At 70.6% G+C, this 15,521-nt stretch carries 13 protein-coding genes and 1 tRNA gene; 8 read left to right on the plus strand and 6 right to left on the minus strand.

The features are described 5' to 3' along the window. The first annotated feature begins 28 nt into the window (after nt 1-28). The 5 genes from E4F25_RS01710 to E4F25_RS01730 all read left to right on the plus strand — a co-directional run bounded on the left by E4F25_RS01710 (nt 29) and on the right by E4F25_RS01730 (nt 5,633). Nucleotides 29-1,369: an acetylglutamate kinase gene (locus E4F25_RS01710; RefSeq protein ID WP_140908545.1), complete on the plus strand. Its 1,341-nt coding sequence runs from the start codon at nt 29-31 to the stop codon at nt 1,367-1,369. Then, nucleotides 1,366-1,968: a GNAT family N-acetyltransferase gene (locus E4F25_RS01715; RefSeq protein WP_140908546.1), complete on the plus strand. Its 603-nt coding sequence runs from the start codon at nt 1,366-1,368 to the stop codon at nt 1,966-1,968. Before E4F25_RS01710 ends, E4F25_RS01715 begins: the two co-directional genes overlap by 4 nt. Next, nucleotides 1,961-2,914, plus strand: coding sequence for an N-acetyl-gamma-glutamyl-phosphate reductase (gene argC / locus E4F25_RS01720; protein ID WP_140908547.1), 954 nt, complete (start codon nt 1,961-1,963; stop codon nt 2,912-2,914). Before E4F25_RS01715 ends, argC begins: the two co-directional genes overlap by 8 nt. Nucleotides 2,915-2,952: 38 nt before the next feature. Next, nucleotides 2,953-4,239: an argininosuccinate lyase gene (gene argH, locus E4F25_RS01725; protein WP_140908548.1), complete on the plus strand. Its 1,287-nt coding sequence runs from the start codon at nt 2,953-2,955 to the stop codon at nt 4,237-4,239. 110 nt (nt 4,240-4,349) lie between these two features. Beyond that, complete coding sequence (locus tag E4F25_RS01730; protein ID WP_140908549.1) at nt 4,350-5,633, plus strand: phospholipase effector Tle1 domain-containing protein; 1,284 nt, start codon at nt 4,350-4,352, stop codon at nt 5,631-5,633. Nucleotides 5,634-5,818: 185 nt separating this feature from the next. Here E4F25_RS01730 and E4F25_RS01735 read toward each other — a convergent pair. Next, nucleotides 5,819-5,895, minus strand: a tRNA-Pro gene (locus E4F25_RS01735). A 91-nt stretch (nt 5,896-5,986) separates the two neighbouring features. Between E4F25_RS01735 and hisS the strand changes: the two genes are divergently transcribed. The 3 genes from hisS to E4F25_RS01750 all read left to right on the plus strand — a co-directional run bounded on the left by hisS (nt 5,987) and on the right by E4F25_RS01750 (nt 10,481). Next, on the plus strand, nt 5,987-7,339 hold the full coding sequence (gene hisS, locus E4F25_RS01740) for a histidine--tRNA ligase (RefSeq protein WP_140908550.1): 1,353 nt from the start codon (nt 5,987-5,989) through the stop codon (nt 7,337-7,339). Next, a complete protein-coding gene (gene hutH / locus E4F25_RS01745) occupies nt 7,336-8,937 on the plus strand; it encodes a histidine ammonia-lyase (RefSeq protein WP_140908551.1) in 1,602 nt (533 codons plus the stop codon). The genes hisS and hutH overlap by 4 nt, the downstream gene beginning before the upstream one ends. A 74-nt stretch (nt 8,938-9,011) precedes the next feature. Then, entirely contained in the window at nt 9,012-10,481 is a 1,470-nt protein-coding gene (locus E4F25_RS01750) for a calcineurin-like phosphoesterase C-terminal domain-containing protein (protein ID WP_140908552.1), read from the plus strand. A 76-nt stretch (nt 10,482-10,557) separates the two neighbouring features. Here E4F25_RS01750 and mtnC read toward each other — a convergent pair whose 3' ends face one another. The 5 genes from mtnC to E4F25_RS01775 form a co-directional block, all read right to left on the minus strand. Next, entirely contained in the window at nt 10,558-11,253 is a 696-nt protein-coding gene (gene mtnC / locus E4F25_RS01755; protein ID WP_140908553.1) for an acireductone synthase, read from the minus strand. Between the two features lie 110 nt (nt 11,254-11,363). Then, complete coding sequence (locus E4F25_RS01760) at nt 11,364-11,945, minus strand: 1,2-dihydroxy-3-keto-5-methylthiopentene dioxygenase (protein ID WP_140908554.1); 582 nt, start codon at nt 11,943-11,945, stop codon at nt 11,364-11,366. After that, nucleotides 11,933-12,577: a methylthioribulose 1-phosphate dehydratase gene (locus tag E4F25_RS01765; RefSeq protein WP_140908555.1), complete on the minus strand. Its 645-nt coding sequence runs from the start codon at nt 12,575-12,577 to the stop codon at nt 11,933-11,935. The genes E4F25_RS01760 and E4F25_RS01765 overlap by 13 nt, the downstream gene beginning before the upstream one ends. A gap of 10 nt (nt 12,578-12,587) precedes the next feature. Beyond that, nucleotides 12,588-13,868, minus strand: coding sequence for an amino acid permease (locus E4F25_RS01770; RefSeq protein ID WP_140908556.1), 1,281 nt, complete (start codon nt 13,866-13,868; stop codon nt 12,588-12,590). Nucleotides 13,869-13,880: 12 nt separating this feature from the next. Next, nucleotides 13,881-15,353, minus strand: a complete 1,473-nt coding sequence (locus E4F25_RS01775; protein WP_140908557.1) for an amino acid permease — start codon at nt 15,351-15,353, stop codon at nt 13,881-13,883. Nucleotides 15,354-15,521: the final 168 nt, after the last annotated feature.

Genomic DNA, 15,521 nt, shown 5'->3' on the forward strand with positions numbered 1-15,521 from the left:
GCTTCCGCCGCTCCCACACCTGAACTCCATGAACATCCACGACCTGCAAACGCGACAGACCATCATCCGCCTGCTGTCCAGCATGGGCAGCGCCAAGGAGGTCTCGCAGTACCTCAAGCGCTTCTCGCAGCTCGACGCCGCGCGCTTCGCCGTGGTCAAGGTCGGCGGCGCGGTGCTGCGCGACGACCTGCCGGCGCTGGTGTCCTCGCTGGCGTTCCTGCAGGACGTCGGCCTGACCCCGATCGTGGTCCACGGCGCCGGGCCGCAGCTCGACGCCGAGCTGGCCGCGGCCGGCATCGACAAGCGCACCGTGGACGGCCTGCGCGTGACCTCGGCGGAAGCGCTGGCGGTGGTTCGGCGGGTGTTCCATGCGCAGAACCTGGCCCTGGTCGAGGCGCTGCAGGCGGAGGACGCGCGCGCCACCTCGATCGTCACCGGCGTGTTCGAGGCCGGCTACGTGGACCAGGCCACGCTCGGGCTGGTCGGCAACGTCCAGCGCGTGCAGCTCGCGCCGATCCACGCCGCGCTCAAGGCCGGCTCGATCCCGGTGATCGCCAGCCTCGGCGAGACCGCCGGCGGGCAGATCCTCAACGTCAACGCCGACTTCGCCGCCAACGCGCTGGTGCGCGAGCTGCAGCCGTACAAGATCGTGTTCCTCACCGGCACCGGCGGCCTGCTGGACGGGGAGGGCACGGTCATCGACTCGATCAACCTGACCACCGAGTACGACGGGCTGATGGCGCAGCCGTGGATCGACGGCGGCATGCGCCTGAAGCTGGAGCAGGTCAAGCAGCTCCTGGACGGCCTGCCGCCGTCGTCCTCGGTCTCCATCACCCGTCCGGTGGAACTGGCCAAGGAGCTGTTCACGCACAAGGGCTCGGGCACGCTGGTGCGGCGCGGCGAACGGGTGCTGCAGGCCGAGGCCTGGGACCAGCTCGACCTGCCGCGGCTGCGCACGCTGGTCGAGTCCGCGTTCGGGCGCAGGCTGGCCGCGGACTACTTCGAGCGCACCCGGCTGCACCGTGCCTACGTGAGCGAGCATTACCGCACCGCGATCATCCTCACCAGGGAGGACGCGGGCATCTACCTCGACAAGTTCGCGGTCCTGGACGAAGCCCAGGGCGAGGGCCTGGGGCGCGCCGTGTGGCAGGTGATGCGCGAGCGGACCCCGCGCCTGTTCTGGCGCTCGCGTCGCGGCAACCCGGTGAACCCGTTCTACTTCGCCGAGTGCGACGGCTGCCTCAAGCAGCCGCGCTGGAAGGTGTTCTGGTACGGCTTCGAGGCGCTTGCCGACATCGCCGCCTGCGTGGAGCATTGCGAACACCGCCCCGCGACCCTCGAGGAGCGCGCGTTGGAGAACCTGCCATGAGCGCCGACTGGAGCACGCCGCCGACACTGCAGGGCGCGCACGTCCGGCTCGAGCCGCTGCAGCCGGCGCATGCCGCCGGCCTGCGCGCCGCGGCGGCGGACGGCGAGCTGTGGACGCTCTGGTACACCAACGTGCCGGCGCCGGCCGAGGTGGACGCATGGATCGAATCCGCGCTCGCCAGGCAGGCACGGGGCGAGCAGCTCGCATTCACCGTGCGCGATGCCGGCGGTCGCATCGTCGGCAGCACCCGCTTCTACGAGATGCTGCCGGACACCCCGCGACTGTGCATCGGCTACACCTGGTACGCGCGTTCGGTGCAGCGGACCGGCGTGAACACCGAGGCCAAGCTGCTCCTGCTCGAGCACGCCTTCGATACGCTGCGCTGCGCCAGCGTCGGCTTCCACACCAGCACCGAGAACGCGGCCTCGCGCGCCGCGATCGCGCGGCTCGGGGCCACCCAGGAGGGCATCCTGCGGCAGCACCTGCGCCACCGCGACGGCAGCCTGCGCGACACCGTGTGCTTCTCGCTGCTCGACGTCGAATGGCCGGCGGTGAAGGCACGCCTGCGGGCGCGGCTGGGAGCGCACGCCCATGGCTGAGCCGCGCATCACGCTGGGCATCGTCGGCGCCCGCGGCCACACCGGCGCCGAACTGATCCGCCTGGTCGCCGCCCATCCGCGCTTCGAGCTCGCCTTCGTGTCCTCGCGCGCGCTCGACGGCCAGCGCGTGGCCGACCACGTACCCGAATACAGCGGCGAGTTGCGCTACGGCGCGCCTGGACACGAGGACCTGCCCGGCTTCGGCGCCGACGCGGTGGTGCTGGCGCTGCCCAACGGCAAGGCCGCGGCCTGCGTCGCCGCGTTCGATGCCGCCGGCGCGGATCCGGTGATCGTGGACCTGTCCGCGGACCATCGCTTCGACGACGCATGGTGGTACGGCCTGCCCGAACTCACCCGCGACGACTACGCGGGGCAGCGGCGCATCGCCAATCCCGGCTGTTACGCCACCGCGATGCAGCTCGCGGTGGCGCCGATGCTGGACCTGCTCGCGGGGCCGGTGCAGTGCTTCGGGGTGTCCGGCTACTCCGGTGCCGGCACCACGCCTTCCGAGCGCAACGACCCCGCGAACCTGCGCGACAACCTGATGCCATACGCGCTCGCCGACCACGTGCACGAGCGCGAGGTCACGCGCCGGCTCGGCCACCCGGTGGAGTTCATGCCGCACGTGGCGCCGCACTTCCGCGGCATCACAGTGACCGCGAACCTGCACCTGGCGCGGCCGTCGTCGCTCGACGAAGTCCAGGCCCGCTATCGCGAGCGCTACGCCCACGAGCCGCTGGTGCGCGTGGTGGACGAGGCGCCCTGGGTCAGCCGCGTCGCCGGCAGGCACCATGTCGAGATCGGCGGCTTCACGCTGTCCCCGGATGCGCGCCGCCTGGTCGTGGTCGCCACCGAGGACAACCTGCTCAAAGGCGCAGCCACCCAAGCCCTGCAGAACCTCAACCTGGCCTTCGGCCTGCACGAACTCACCGGCATCCCCCTGTAGGAGCGGCGCTGGCGCCGCGGCCGCCGCAAGGAACCCACATGTCCGATCTCCTCTGGCAAAAACCCGGCGTCGAAGTGGACGCGAACATCCAGGCCTTCCTCGCCGGCGACGACGTGCTGCTCGACCGCGAGTTCTTCCTGTTCGACATCCAGGCGAGCCAGGCCCACGCCGAGGGCCTGCAGCGCATCGGCCTGCTGTCGCAAGCGGAACTCGACGGCATCGTCCGCGAACTGGACGCGCTGGCGGCCGACTTCCGCAGTGGCGCCTTCGTGCTCGACGACCGCTTCGAGGACGGCCACTCGGCGATCGAGGCGCGCCTGGTCGAGCGCCTCGGCGACGCCGGCAAGCGCATCCACGCCGGCCGCAGCCGCAACGACCAGGTGCTGGTCGCGACCCGCCTGTGGCTGAAGGAGCAGCTGGGCCAGGTGCACGCGATCGCGCGCGAGGTCGCCGGCATCGCGCTGGAGCGCGCCGAGGCCGAGCAGGGGCTGCCGATGCCCGGCTACACCCACCTGCAGCGCGCGGTGGTGTCGTCCGCGGGCCTGTGGTGGGCCGGCTGGGCCGAGGCCTTCCTCGACGACGCCGTGCGCGCCCGCGACACCCGCGACTGGATCGACGCCAATCCGCTCGGCAGCGCCGCCGGCTACGGCGTCAACCTGCCGCTGGACCGCGACCATTCCACCGAGGCTCTCGGCTTCGGCCGCCTGCAGCTCGCCGCCAGCTACGCCCAGCTCTCGCGCGGCAAGTTCGAACTGGCCGCGCTGGAAGCCCTCGGCAGCGCCATGCTCGACCTGCGCCGCCTGGCCTGGGACCTGTCGCTGTTCACCAGCGCCGAGTTCGGCTTCGTCGCGCTGCCGCCGCAGTACACCACCGGCAGCTCGATCATGCCCAACAAGCGCAACCCCGACGTCATCGAACTCATGCGCGGCACCTACGCCAGCGTCGCCGCCGCCAAGGCCGAACTCGAACACCTGCTGTCGCTGCCCTCCGGCTACCACCGCGACCTCCAGGTTTCCAAGGGCGCCCTGTTCCACGGCTTCGGCAGGGGCATCCAGGCCCTCGCGCTGCTCCCCGACCTCCTGCGCCGCATGCGCTGGAACGAGGAGGCCATGCGCGCCGCCCTAGAACCCGCCATGTACGCCACCGACCTCGCCGTCGACCTCGCCCGCCAGGGCACCCCCTTCCGCGACGCCTACCGCCAGGCCGCCGACCCCGCCCGCTGGGCCGAAGGCGACCCCGAAGCCAGCCTAGCCGCCCGCGTCTCCCCCGGCGCCCCGGGGGACCTCCGGCTGGGGGAGCTCCGGCGACGGCTCGGCTCGGCCTGAGGGGGCCGCGGTCGCCAGCCCGGGGGAGTCGCGCAGGCGCCACTGTCGCTGCACAATCGGCCGCGGGGGCTCCGGCCACGGAGCGGTGTGCGTACTCCAGGGAGAGGGGAATGAAGAGACTTCTGGTCATCGTGCTTGCCTGTTGCGCGACGGCGGGCTGCGTCAGCAACCCTTGGACCATGCGCTCGCGCGCCAAGCTGCCGCCGCCGCACGACATCGCCGTCTTCATGGACGGCACCGCGAACGACTTCGAGTCGCGGACCAACGTCATGAAGCTCAACCTCATCCTGTCCGAGGATGCGGGCGACACGGTGGACACGTTCTACGTCGAAGGCATCGGCGCGAAGGACAAGCTGGTCGGCGCGGCCACCGGCTGGGGTTTCCGCTACCGGATCAAGCAGGCCTACGCCTACCTGCTCATGAACCACCACGAACGCGACCGCGTCTTCCTGTTCGGCTTCAGCAGGGGCGCCTACTCGGCTCGCGTGCTCGCCTCGCTGCTGCACTACGGCGGACTGCCCGTGGAGCCCGTCGCCAAGGAGGCACGGGCACGCCAGATCGCCGATGTCCTGTTCGACGCCTACAAGGGCGACATCAGCGACGAGTTGCGCAGGAAAAGGATCGCCGCCGCGCAGGCCCGCCTCGGCCTGGAGTTCCGGCCGGCGACGGTCGAGTTCATGGGCCTGTGGGACACCGTGGAGTCGATGGGCCTCCCCGACGAGGACGAGGACGTCGAGGGCGAGAACCGGCAATACGCCGACCAGCTCTGCAACGTGCGCAAGGCAGCGCATGCCATGTCGCTGGACGACAACCGCGCCTGGGACTTCACCCCGATCCTGCTGACGCGTCGCCACCTGCTGCACCACTGCACGCGGACGCCCGACGGAGAACCCTGGACCTACACGGATGAGGCCGCCGACGCGTGGCTCGACGCCAAGGTCGACGAGGTGTGGTTCTCCGGCGCGCACTCGGACGTGGGCGGCGGCTACGAGGAAGGCCGGCTCAGCGGCGTCAGTCTCAACTGGATGCTCGCCAAGCTGCGGGCCTACGGCATTGCCGCCGACCATCCCGGCGTCAACGAGGACCTGACCAGTGAACTGCACGACCCGCAGGAGGCAATGAAGATCTACCGCCGGAAACCGCGGAGCCTGGAGCGCTATGCACTCGAGTCCGGCTACAACGGCGGCAAGCTGAAGCTGCACCCGACCGTCCTCTCCCGCCTCAGCGCGCTGCGCGTAGACGGCCCGATCGTGGACGGCAAGCGCACCGACGGCCTCCGCTCTCCGGCCGGCCTGGGCAGCCGGCTGTTCAAGCCCTGCTTCCGTCCCCTGGGTGGCGAGCGCTTCCTTTTCGACCCCGAGCCGGACCTGTGCCGGCTGACCGTGGCCAACTAGCCGGCAGCAGAGCTCGAGCGCGGTTGAGCGTTGCGGGAAGGCGGGGGTCCTGACCGACGACTCAAAACGCTCTGGAGGAGGGCAGGGCCCCCGCCTTCCCGCAGGAGCGCCCATCCGAAGCCGAGTCCACGTCCCGACGGCACGGCCAACAAAAAACCGGCCGCAAGGGCCGGTTCCAGGATCTTTGGTCGGGGAGACAGGATTTGAACCTGCGACTTCTACGTCCCGAACGTAGCGCTCTACCAGGCTGAGCTACACCCCGACAGGTGAGCCACCCATTTTACGGACCCCCGAGGGTCCCGGGCAAGTAGCGGACCGGTAAACTGTCCACGGATTCAGTCTCCGGAGCCCCCTTGATCAAGCCCCGCACCCCGCCCGGCGTCATGGAACTGCTGCCGCGCGACCAGGTCGCCTTCCAGCGCATGCTCGACGCCATCCGCGGCACCTTCGAGTCCTACGGCTTCCTGCCGGTCGAGACCCCCGTGTTCGAGCTCACCGACGTGCTGCTGACCAAGTCCGGGGGCGAGACCGAGCGCCAGGTCTACTTCGTCCAATCCACCGGCGCCCTCGAGAAGGGCGGCCCCGGGCTGCCCGAGCTGGCCCTGCGCTTCGACCTGACCGTGCCGCTGGCCCGCTACGTGGCCGAGCACGAGCACGAGCTGGCGTTCCCGTTCCGCCGCTACCAGATGCAGCGCGTGTACCGCGGCGAGCGGGCCCAGCGCGGGCGCTTCCGCGAGTTCTACCAGTGCGACATCGACGTGATCGGCAAGGACGGCCTGTCGCCGCGCTTCGACGCCGAGATCCCGGCGGTGATCAACGCCGTGTTCGAGCGCCTGGCGATCGGCGAGTTCACCATCCAGTTCAACCACCGCAAGCTGCTGCGCGGCTTCTTCGAGGGGCAGGGCATCGACGGCGAGCGCCAGCTGCTGGTGCTGCGCGAGCTCGACAAGCTCGACAAGCGCGGCGAGGAGGCGGTGGCGGCGACCCTGGCCGGCGGCGACTTCGGCCTGGCGTCCGACGTCGTCGCGAAGCTCATGGCCTTCTCGCGCGTGCGCTCGACCGGCCACGCCGACGCGCTGGCACAGCTCGAGGCGCTCGGCAGCGGCACCCCGCTGTTCGAGGAGGGCCGCGAGGAACTTCGGCTGGTGCTGGACCAGCTCAAGGCGCTTGGTGTCCCCGAGCACCGCTATGCCCTCAACCTGTCGATCGCGCGCGGCCTCGACTACTACACCGGCATCGTCTACGAGACCACGCTCGACGCGCACCCGGAGATCGGCTCGATCTGCTCCGGCGGCCGCTACGACGACCTCGCCAGCCACTACACCAAGTCGAAGCTGCCCGGCGTCGGCATCTCCATCGGTTTGACCCGGCTGTTCTACCAGCTGCGCGAGGCCGGCCTGCTGCCGGCGGCGGAAAGCCCGGTGGACGTGCTGGTCGCGCTGATGGACGACGCCATGCTCGGCGACGCGCTGACGCTGTCGCAGCGGCTGCGCGCCGCCGGCTTCAAGGTCGAGACCCAGCTCGAGCCGCGCAAGCTGGCGAAGCAGCTGCAGTACGCCGACCGTGCGGGCATCCGCTTTGCGCTCATCCGCGGCAGCGACGAGGCCGCGCGCAACGCGGTGGCGGTCAAGGACCTGCGCCGCGGCGAGCAGTTCGAGGTCGCCGAGGACGCCCTCGTGGAACGGCTGCGCGAGGCGCTGGCATGAGCGCGCTCGCCGGGGAGCCGGTCCATCTCGACGGCCGCTCGCTGACCCGCGCGCAGCTGGTCGCGGTCGCCCGCGGTGCCAGCGTCACGCTCGACGAGGGAGCGTTGCGCAACGTGGCGCGCGCCGCCGCGTTCCTCGCCGACAAGGCCGAGCAGGGCGCGCCGATCTACGGCGTGACCACCGGTTTCGGCATGAACGCCGACAAGCTGCTGGCCGGCGCCGGGCACGCGCTGCGCGGCGCGTCCGAGAAGCTGCAGCGCAACCTGATCGAGACCCATGCCGTGTGCGTGGGCGAGCCGTTCGCGCCGGAGGTGGTGCGGGCGATGCTGTGCATCCGCATCAACACCCTGCTGCGCGGGCACTCCGGGATCCGGGTCGGCACCGTGCAGGCGCTCGCGGCCATGCTCAACGCCGGGGTGGTGCCGGTGGTGCCGCAGCTCGGCTCGGTCGGCGCCTCGGGCGACCTGGCGCCGCTGTCGCACCTGGCGATCGTGCTGCTTGGCGGCGGCGAGGCGTTCTTCGGTGGCGAACGCCTGCCCGGTGGCGAGGCACTCGCGCGCGCCGGCCTGCAACCGGTCACGCTGACGATCAAGGAAGGCCTCGCGCTCAACAACGGCACCGCGCAGATGCTGGCGACCGGCGTGCTGGCGCTGGCGAAGCTGGAGGATTTGCTGGACACCGCCGACCTCGCGGCGGCGATGACGCTGGACGCCTTCGCCGGCCGTCTTGGCGCGTTCGCGGAAGAGGTGCACGCGCTGCGTCCGCATCCAGGGCAGGTCCACGTGGCGGCGCGGATGCGCGCGTTGCTGGCGGGCTCCACCCTGGCCGACATCGCCTACGACCGCGTCCCCGGCAAGAAGGTGCAGCCGCAGGACAGCTACTCGTTGCGCTGCGTGCCGCAGGTGCACGGCGCGGTGCGCGACGCCGCGGCCCAGGCCGCGCGCGTGCTCGAGATCGAGCTCAACGCGGTCACCGACAACCCGCTGGTGTTCCCGGACGCCGGCGACGCGCGCCTTGACCGCCAGGTGATCTCGGCCGGCCACTTCCACGGCATGCCGTTGGCGCTGGCGATGAGCTACGTCAAGGCGGCGATCCCGGTGCTGGCCTCGATCAGCGAGCGCCGCCTGAACAAGCTGGTGGACCCGGCGACCAGCGACGGCCTGCCGGCCTTCCTGGTCGGCAACGCCGACGGCACCGAGTCCGGCTTCATGATCGTGCAGTACACCGCGGCGGCGATCGTCAACGACCTCGCCACGCGCGCGATGCCGGCCTCGGTGTATTCGATCCCGACCTCGGCCAACGCCGAGGACCACGTGTCCATGGGCGCCAACGAGGCGCGCCACGTGCTCGCGATGGTGGACGATCTCGGCAAGGTGCTGGCGCTGGAACTGATGACCGCGGCCCAGGCCCTGGACCTGCGCCTCGCGATGGTCGAGGGCGGGGCCCGTCCGGGCCATGCGGTGGCCGCCGCGCACGCTGCGATCCGCGAGCGCATCGCCTTCCTCGCGCACGACCGCGCGCTGGACCGCGACGTGCGCGAAGCGGTCGGCATGGTCGCCGACGGGAGCGTGCTGGCCGCGGCGAGGAGCGGCAGGTGATCCGTCACCGCCCCGGCCCTTGTGGGAGCAGCCCTTGGCCGCGATCGCGCGCAAGGCGCGCTCCCACAGGATGGGTGTTTGCAATCCTCCTGTTCTTTTCGGCCCCCGCAGTTGCCGGCACCGCCTCCGGCATCGTGTTCGAGGACGCCAACGGCAACGGCCTGCACGATGCCGGCGAGCAGGGCATCGGCGGCATCGGCCTCTCCAACGGCCGCGCGATCGTGCGCAGCGCCGCGGACGGCAGCTATGCCATCGAAGCCGCGAAGGGCGACGTGGTATTCGCCATCAAGCCCCCTGGTCGTGCGTTCGGACGCGGCGACGACGGCCTGCCGTCGTTCTGGCACATCGCCGACGCCGACGACGGCCGCTTCGACGTGGCGCTGTCGCCGCCGCGCGCGGCTGGCGACGCCCTCGAGGTGCTGGTGTTCGCCGACCCGCAGGTCGCGTCGCTGGTCGACATAGACGACTACTACACCGACATCGTCCAGCCGCTGGAGGGCACCACGGCACGGCTGGGCCTGAGCCTGGGCGACATCGTCGCCGACGACCTGTCGCTGTATCCGACGATCAACAAGGTCACCACCTCGCTGGGCGTGCCCTGGCTGCACGTCGCCGGCAACCACGATCTCGACGGCGACGCCGCGGACGACGCCGCTTCGCTCGCGACCTTCCACCGCACCTACGGCCCGGACACCGTGGCCTGGGAGGAGCCGCAGGCGAGCTTCATCGGCCTGGACGACGTCATCGCGCAACCGGGCCGGCGCCCCGCCTACCTCGGCGGCCTGCGCGACGACCAGTTCGACTTCCTCGAGGCCTACCTGCCGGGCGTGCCGAAGGACCGGCTGCTGGTGCTCGCCCTCCACATCCCGCTGTTCGATGACGCGTTCCGCGCCGCCGACCGCGAACGCCTGCTCGCGTTGCTGCAGCCGTTCCCCCGCGTGCTGGTGCTGAGCGGGCACAGGCACACGCAGCGGCACGTCTTCCACGGGCACGTGCACGAGTACAACGTCGGCGCCGCCTGCGGCGCGTTCTGGTCGGGCGTGGAGGACGCGGCCGGCGTCCCCGACGCGACCATGGCCGACGGCACGCCGAACGGTTACGCGCGGCTGGTGGCCGGGCAGGGCGGCGACTACGCGCTGTACTGGCACAACGCCAGGGATCCGGACGACGCCACGATCGGGCTGCATGCGCCGAAGGTGCTGCGCCGCGGCGCCTACCCGGCCTTCGGCGTCTACGCGAACGTCTACATGGGCATGGACGACACCGTCGTCGAATACCGCGTGGACGAGGGCGCGTGGCGTCCGATGCGCAAGGTGCTGCAGCCCGATCCGCGCCTGGTGGTGGAGAACGTGCGCGACGACCTGGCCACCGAACTGCGGGGCTGGGACCGCTCGCCAGAGGCGGAACCGTCGCACCACCTGTGGCGCGGCGCGCTGCCGACCGACCTCGCGATCGGCGAACACACCGTGGAGGTCCGCTACATGGACCGCTGGCGCGGCGAACAGCGCGCCAGCACCCGCTACCGCCTAGCCGACGGAATGTAGGAGCGGCGCTCGCGCCGCGACCGTAGGAGCCGCCATGGCGGCGAGCTGTTTCCCGGTCGCGGCGCTAGCGCCGCTCCTACAGGTACGGGTCCACCGCGGAGAAGGACCCGACGCGCGGATGGCCGTTGCATTCGGCCTTGGTACGGGGCTGCGGATAGTCCTCGCGGCGGTCCAGCAGCACCGTGCGCATGCCGGCCTCGCGCGCTGCGTCCAGTTCCTCGACCACGTCCGACAGGAACACGATGTCGCCGGCCTCGACGCCGAGCTGGCTGGCGATCGTGGCGTAGCTGCCGGACTCGCGCTTGTGCCCGACCTCGGTGTCGAAAAAGGCATCGAACAGCGAGGCCAGGTCGCCGGCGTCGGTATGCGCGAACAGCAGCTTCTGCGCCGCCACCGAGCCCGACGAATACAACGCCAGCCGGTGCCCGGCGGCGTGCCAGCGCTGGAGGCCGGCGACCGCGTCCGGGTACATGTCGGCGCGGAGCTCGCCCGACAGGTAGCCCTCGCGCCAGACCATGCCCTGCAGCGCCTTGAGCGCGGTGTGCTTGCGGTCCTGGTCGATCCAGCCCTGCAGGGTCTCGACGATCATCGCGTCGTCGCACATGGCGCCGTGCTCGGCCGCCACCGCGTCCAGCCAGCGCCGCACCTCCGGGTCGTCGCCGTGCGTGCGCACGAACCCCGGCAGCGCCCTGCGCGCGAACGGGAACAGCACCTCCTTCACGAACGAGATGCTGCTAGTGGTCCCCTCGATGTCCGTCAGGATCGTCGTCACTTGGAAGTATCTTTGGCCACAGATTTCACAGATTCAAAAGGATCAAAAAACATAAAAACCTCTGTGTAAATCGTTTTGAAATCTGTGCAATCTGTGGCAAGAATCATGTGTCATTCGTAGCGAGGGAAGCGCCGGGCGATGTCGGTGCCGGTGAAGTGGCCGACCCAGCCGTCGGGTTCGGTGAAGAAGCGGATCGCGACGAAGCTCGGCTCCGGGCCCATGTCGAACCAGTGGGTGGTCGAGTCCGGCACCGCGATCAGGTCGCCCTGCGTGCACAGGACCTCGTAAACGCGGTCGCCCACGTGCAGGGTGAACAGACCTGAGCCGGCGACGAAGAAACGCACCTCGTCTTCCTTGTGGAAGTGCTCGTCGAGGAACTTCGCGCGCATCGCCTCGCGTTGCGGGTGGTCCGGCGCGATGCTGACCACGTCCACGCTGCGGAAGCCGCGCTCGGCGACCAGCCGGTCGATGTCGGCGCGGTAGGCCTCCATGACCTCCTCGGGCGAGGCGCCCGGCATCACCGGCCGCGAGGCTTCCCACTGCTCGAAGGTGACGCCGATCGCGGCCAGCTCGCGTGCCATCTCCCCGCGGTCCTGCGTGGACAGCAGCGCCTCGTCGGGATGGTCGTCGCGGAAGATGCGCAGCCGGCTGGCCGTTGCCGGGCCGGTCGCCTGGGTGGTCACACCGGGCATTGCAGGTTCCTCAGGTCGAGCTCGCAGCCGAGCAGGAATTCGAACGCCTCCAGGTGGCGGCGCGCTTCGGCCATGTCGCGCCCCCAGGCATACAGGCCGTGGCCGTCGATCAGGTAGCCCCACATGCAGCGCTCGTCGAGCAGCGCGTCCACCTGCGCGGCGAGGGTCGCCATGTCCTGGCTGTTGGGCAGCACCGGCAGGTCGATCCTGGTCTCGTGCGTGGTGTTGCCGTGGAAGGCCTTGAGCAGCTCGTAGCCCTCCAGCCGCACGTGCCCGGCGCCGGCGAACAGGCGCGAGGCCACGGTCTGTACCCGCGAATGGGTGTGCAGCACGCAGCCGATCTCGGCGAAGCGCGCGTAGAGCTGGGTGTGCAGCAGGGTCTCGGCGGAGGGGCGGTGGTCGCTGCCGACGGCGCGGCCGTCGAGGTCGACGACCATGATGTCGGCCTCGGTCAGGCGGCCCTTGTCGCGCCCGGACACGGTGATCGCGACGTGGCGCTCGTCCAGGCGCTGCGAGAAGTTGCTGCTGGTCGCCGGCGTCCAGCCCGCTTGGGCGAGTTCGCGGACGTTGGTGATCAGCTCGCCGGCCAGGTGGCGCAGGCGCTGGCCGTCATAGGCGGGGGCGGCGTTCATGCCGCCCAGTTTAGCCCCGGCGGCCGAAGATCCGGTACAGGATCCAGGCCAGCGCCATGGCGCCCGCCGCACCCACCATCATGTCCACCGACGAGGACGCGAACAGCAGTGCACAGGCGACCAGCGCGCCGATGCCGAGCAGGCGGTCGCGCAGGCTGGGCCGGCGCTCGCGCGTGCCCACCACCAGGCTCAGCCCGGCGGCGGCGTAGGCCAGCACCACCAGGTTGACCACGATGTTGATGATTACCCCGAACTGCCCGGAGACCTTGGGCGACAGCGTCAGGATCGCGATCAGCGACATCGCCGAGGCGATGATGAGCAGGCCCCAGCCGGCGGCGCCGCGGCTGTTCAGGCGGCCGAAGATCGCCGGCAGGTAGCCGTGCTGCGCCGCGCGCGCGCCGGTCTCGCCGCTCACCAGCATCCAGCCGCCGAGCGTGCCGGTGGCCTTGAGCGCCGCGGCGGCGGCGATCGCCACCGCTGCCCACGGCCCGAAGATCTCGGCCGCGACCAGCGCGAAGGGCGCGCTCGAGGCCTCTAGCTCGGCCGCCGGCACGATGCCCATCACCAGCACCGAGGACACGACGTAGACCGTACCCGCGAGCAGCACGCCGCCGAGCGTCGCCAGCGGCACGTCGTGGTCGGGGTCGCGCACCAGGCCGGCGATCATCGCGCCGGTCTCGAGGCCGACGAAGGCCCAGAACACCGGCGAGAGCGAACCGAACACCACCGCCGCGTCGGACTGCCCGGACACGTTCCAGGCGGCCTCGTAGATGCCGCGGTCGAAGCTGCCCCAGCCGAACAGGAGCACCAGCGCAACGGGCGCCAGCCCGAACACCACGCACAGCGACTGGAACCTGGCGACAGGTTTCGGGCCGAGCAGGTTGATCGCGAACATCAGCCAGATCAGCACGATCTGCCCGGCGACCTGCACCTGCGGGTCGCCGCCGTCGAGCGGCAGCAGCGTCACCAGGTAGCCGAACGCGGCCACCGCGATCGCGTTGTTGCCGATCCACGAGGACGCCCAGTACAGGGTCGAGGCGAGGAAGCTGGCGTCGCGCCCGAGCGCCGGGCGCACGTAGTCGTCGGCGGAGGAGAGGTCGGGGTAGTCGCGCGCCAGCCGCGCGAACGCGCCGCCCAGCACGACCGCCAGCAGGGTGCCGATGACCCAGCTGAAGGCGGTGATCGCGCCGGAGGCGGCGAGGCTGGCCGGGAGCAGGAAGAACCCCGAGCCGATCATGTTGTTGGCGACCACGAAGGTCGCCAGCACGGGACCGATCTTGCGCGTCTGCATTGCCTTGCTTGCTTAGCCGGCGCGGAGCTTGCTGTGGCGGTATCCGTACAGCGCGTACACGATCGCGCCGATCACCAGCCAGCCGACCAGCAGGTGCCAGTGCTCGCGGAACACCTGCCAGAACAGGTACATGCACGACAGGAAGCCGAGCGGGCAGATCAGGAGCGCGAACGGCACCTTGAACGGGCGCTGCACGTTCGGCCGGGTGTAGCGCAGGATCAGCACGCCGATGCTGACCACCGCGAACGCCAGCAGCGTGCCCATCGAGACGATGTCGCCGAGGAAGCCGACCGGCAGCAGGCCGGCCAGCAGCGCCGCGATCACGCCCACGATCACCGTGCCGATGTGCGGCGTGCGGTACTTCGGGTGGCAGCGGCCGAACATCTTCGGCATCAGGCCGTCCTGCGCCATCGAATAGAAGATGCGCGGCTGCGCCATCAGCATCACCAGGATCACCGAGGCCAGGCCCGCGATCGCGGCGATCTCGACCAGGGTCTGCAGCCAGCCCAGGGCCGGGTAGTTGTTGAGCGCGGTCGAGACCGGCTCCGGGGTGCCGAGCTGCGCGAACGGCATCATGCCGGTCAGCACCGCGCTCATCAGGATGTAGAGCAGGGTGCAGACCGCGAGCGAGCCGAGGATGCCGATCGGCATGTCGCGCTGCGGGTTCTTGGCCTCGCCGGCGGCGGTCGAGACCGCGTCGAAGCCGATGTAGGCGAAGAACACCACCGCCGAGGCGCGGATCACGCCTTCCATGCCGTAGCGGGTGCCGCCCTCGTTGGCCGGGATGAACGGCTCCCAGTTGGACGGGTCCACGTACTGCAGGCCGAAGCCGATGAACATCACGATCACGGTGACCTTGATCGCGACGATGATCGAGTTCACGAACGCCGACTGGCTGATGCCGACGTAGCCGACGCCGCTGACCGCGGCGATGATCAGCACCGCCGGCAGGTTCAGGATCGCGCCGGTGCCGACGAACTTTCCGGTGGCCGCCTCGTACACGTAGGGCGCGCTGGCCAGCGCTTCGGGCAGTTGCGCGCCGAAGTTGCCCAGGAACGCATTCAGGTACCCGGACCAGCCGACCGCCACGGTCGAGGCCGCGAACAGGTACTCGAGCACCAGGCACCAGCCGATGAACCAGGCCACGCCCTCGCCGAGGGTGGCATAGGAATAGGAGTAGGCGCTGCCCGAGACCGGCAGCATGGCCGCGAACTCGGCGTAGCACAGGCCGGCGAAGGCGCAGGCGAGGCCGGCGAGCACGAAGCTGAGCATCACCGCGGGGCCGGCGTACTCGGCCGCCGCCTGGCCGGTGAGCACGAAGATGCCGGCGCCGATGACCGCGCCGATGCCGAGCAGGATCAGCTGGGTGCCCGTGAGCGTGCGCTTGAGGGTGACCTCGCCCTGCAGCGAGCCTTCGAAGGGTTCGCCGGCGTCCACGTGCCCCGCGGGAGCGATCGGCTTGGTCCTGAACAGGTTGTCGAGCATTGAAATCCCCATTGACCCCGGCCCGCCGCGCAGCGCGGTGGGCGACGCAGCACCTTACCCCAGCGCCGAATCAAGCGGCAAGGCATGACCTATGGCAGGGTCGGCGCCCCGCGCGCACCGCATCCATGGGGGTGCGCAGCGGTCGCGGGGGCTGGTAGGCTCACGGCT

This window comes from Cognatiluteimonas lumbrici (assembly GCF_006476065.1).
GTDB lineage: Bacteria > Pseudomonadota > Gammaproteobacteria > Xanthomonadales > Xanthomonadaceae > Cognatiluteimonas > Cognatiluteimonas lumbrici.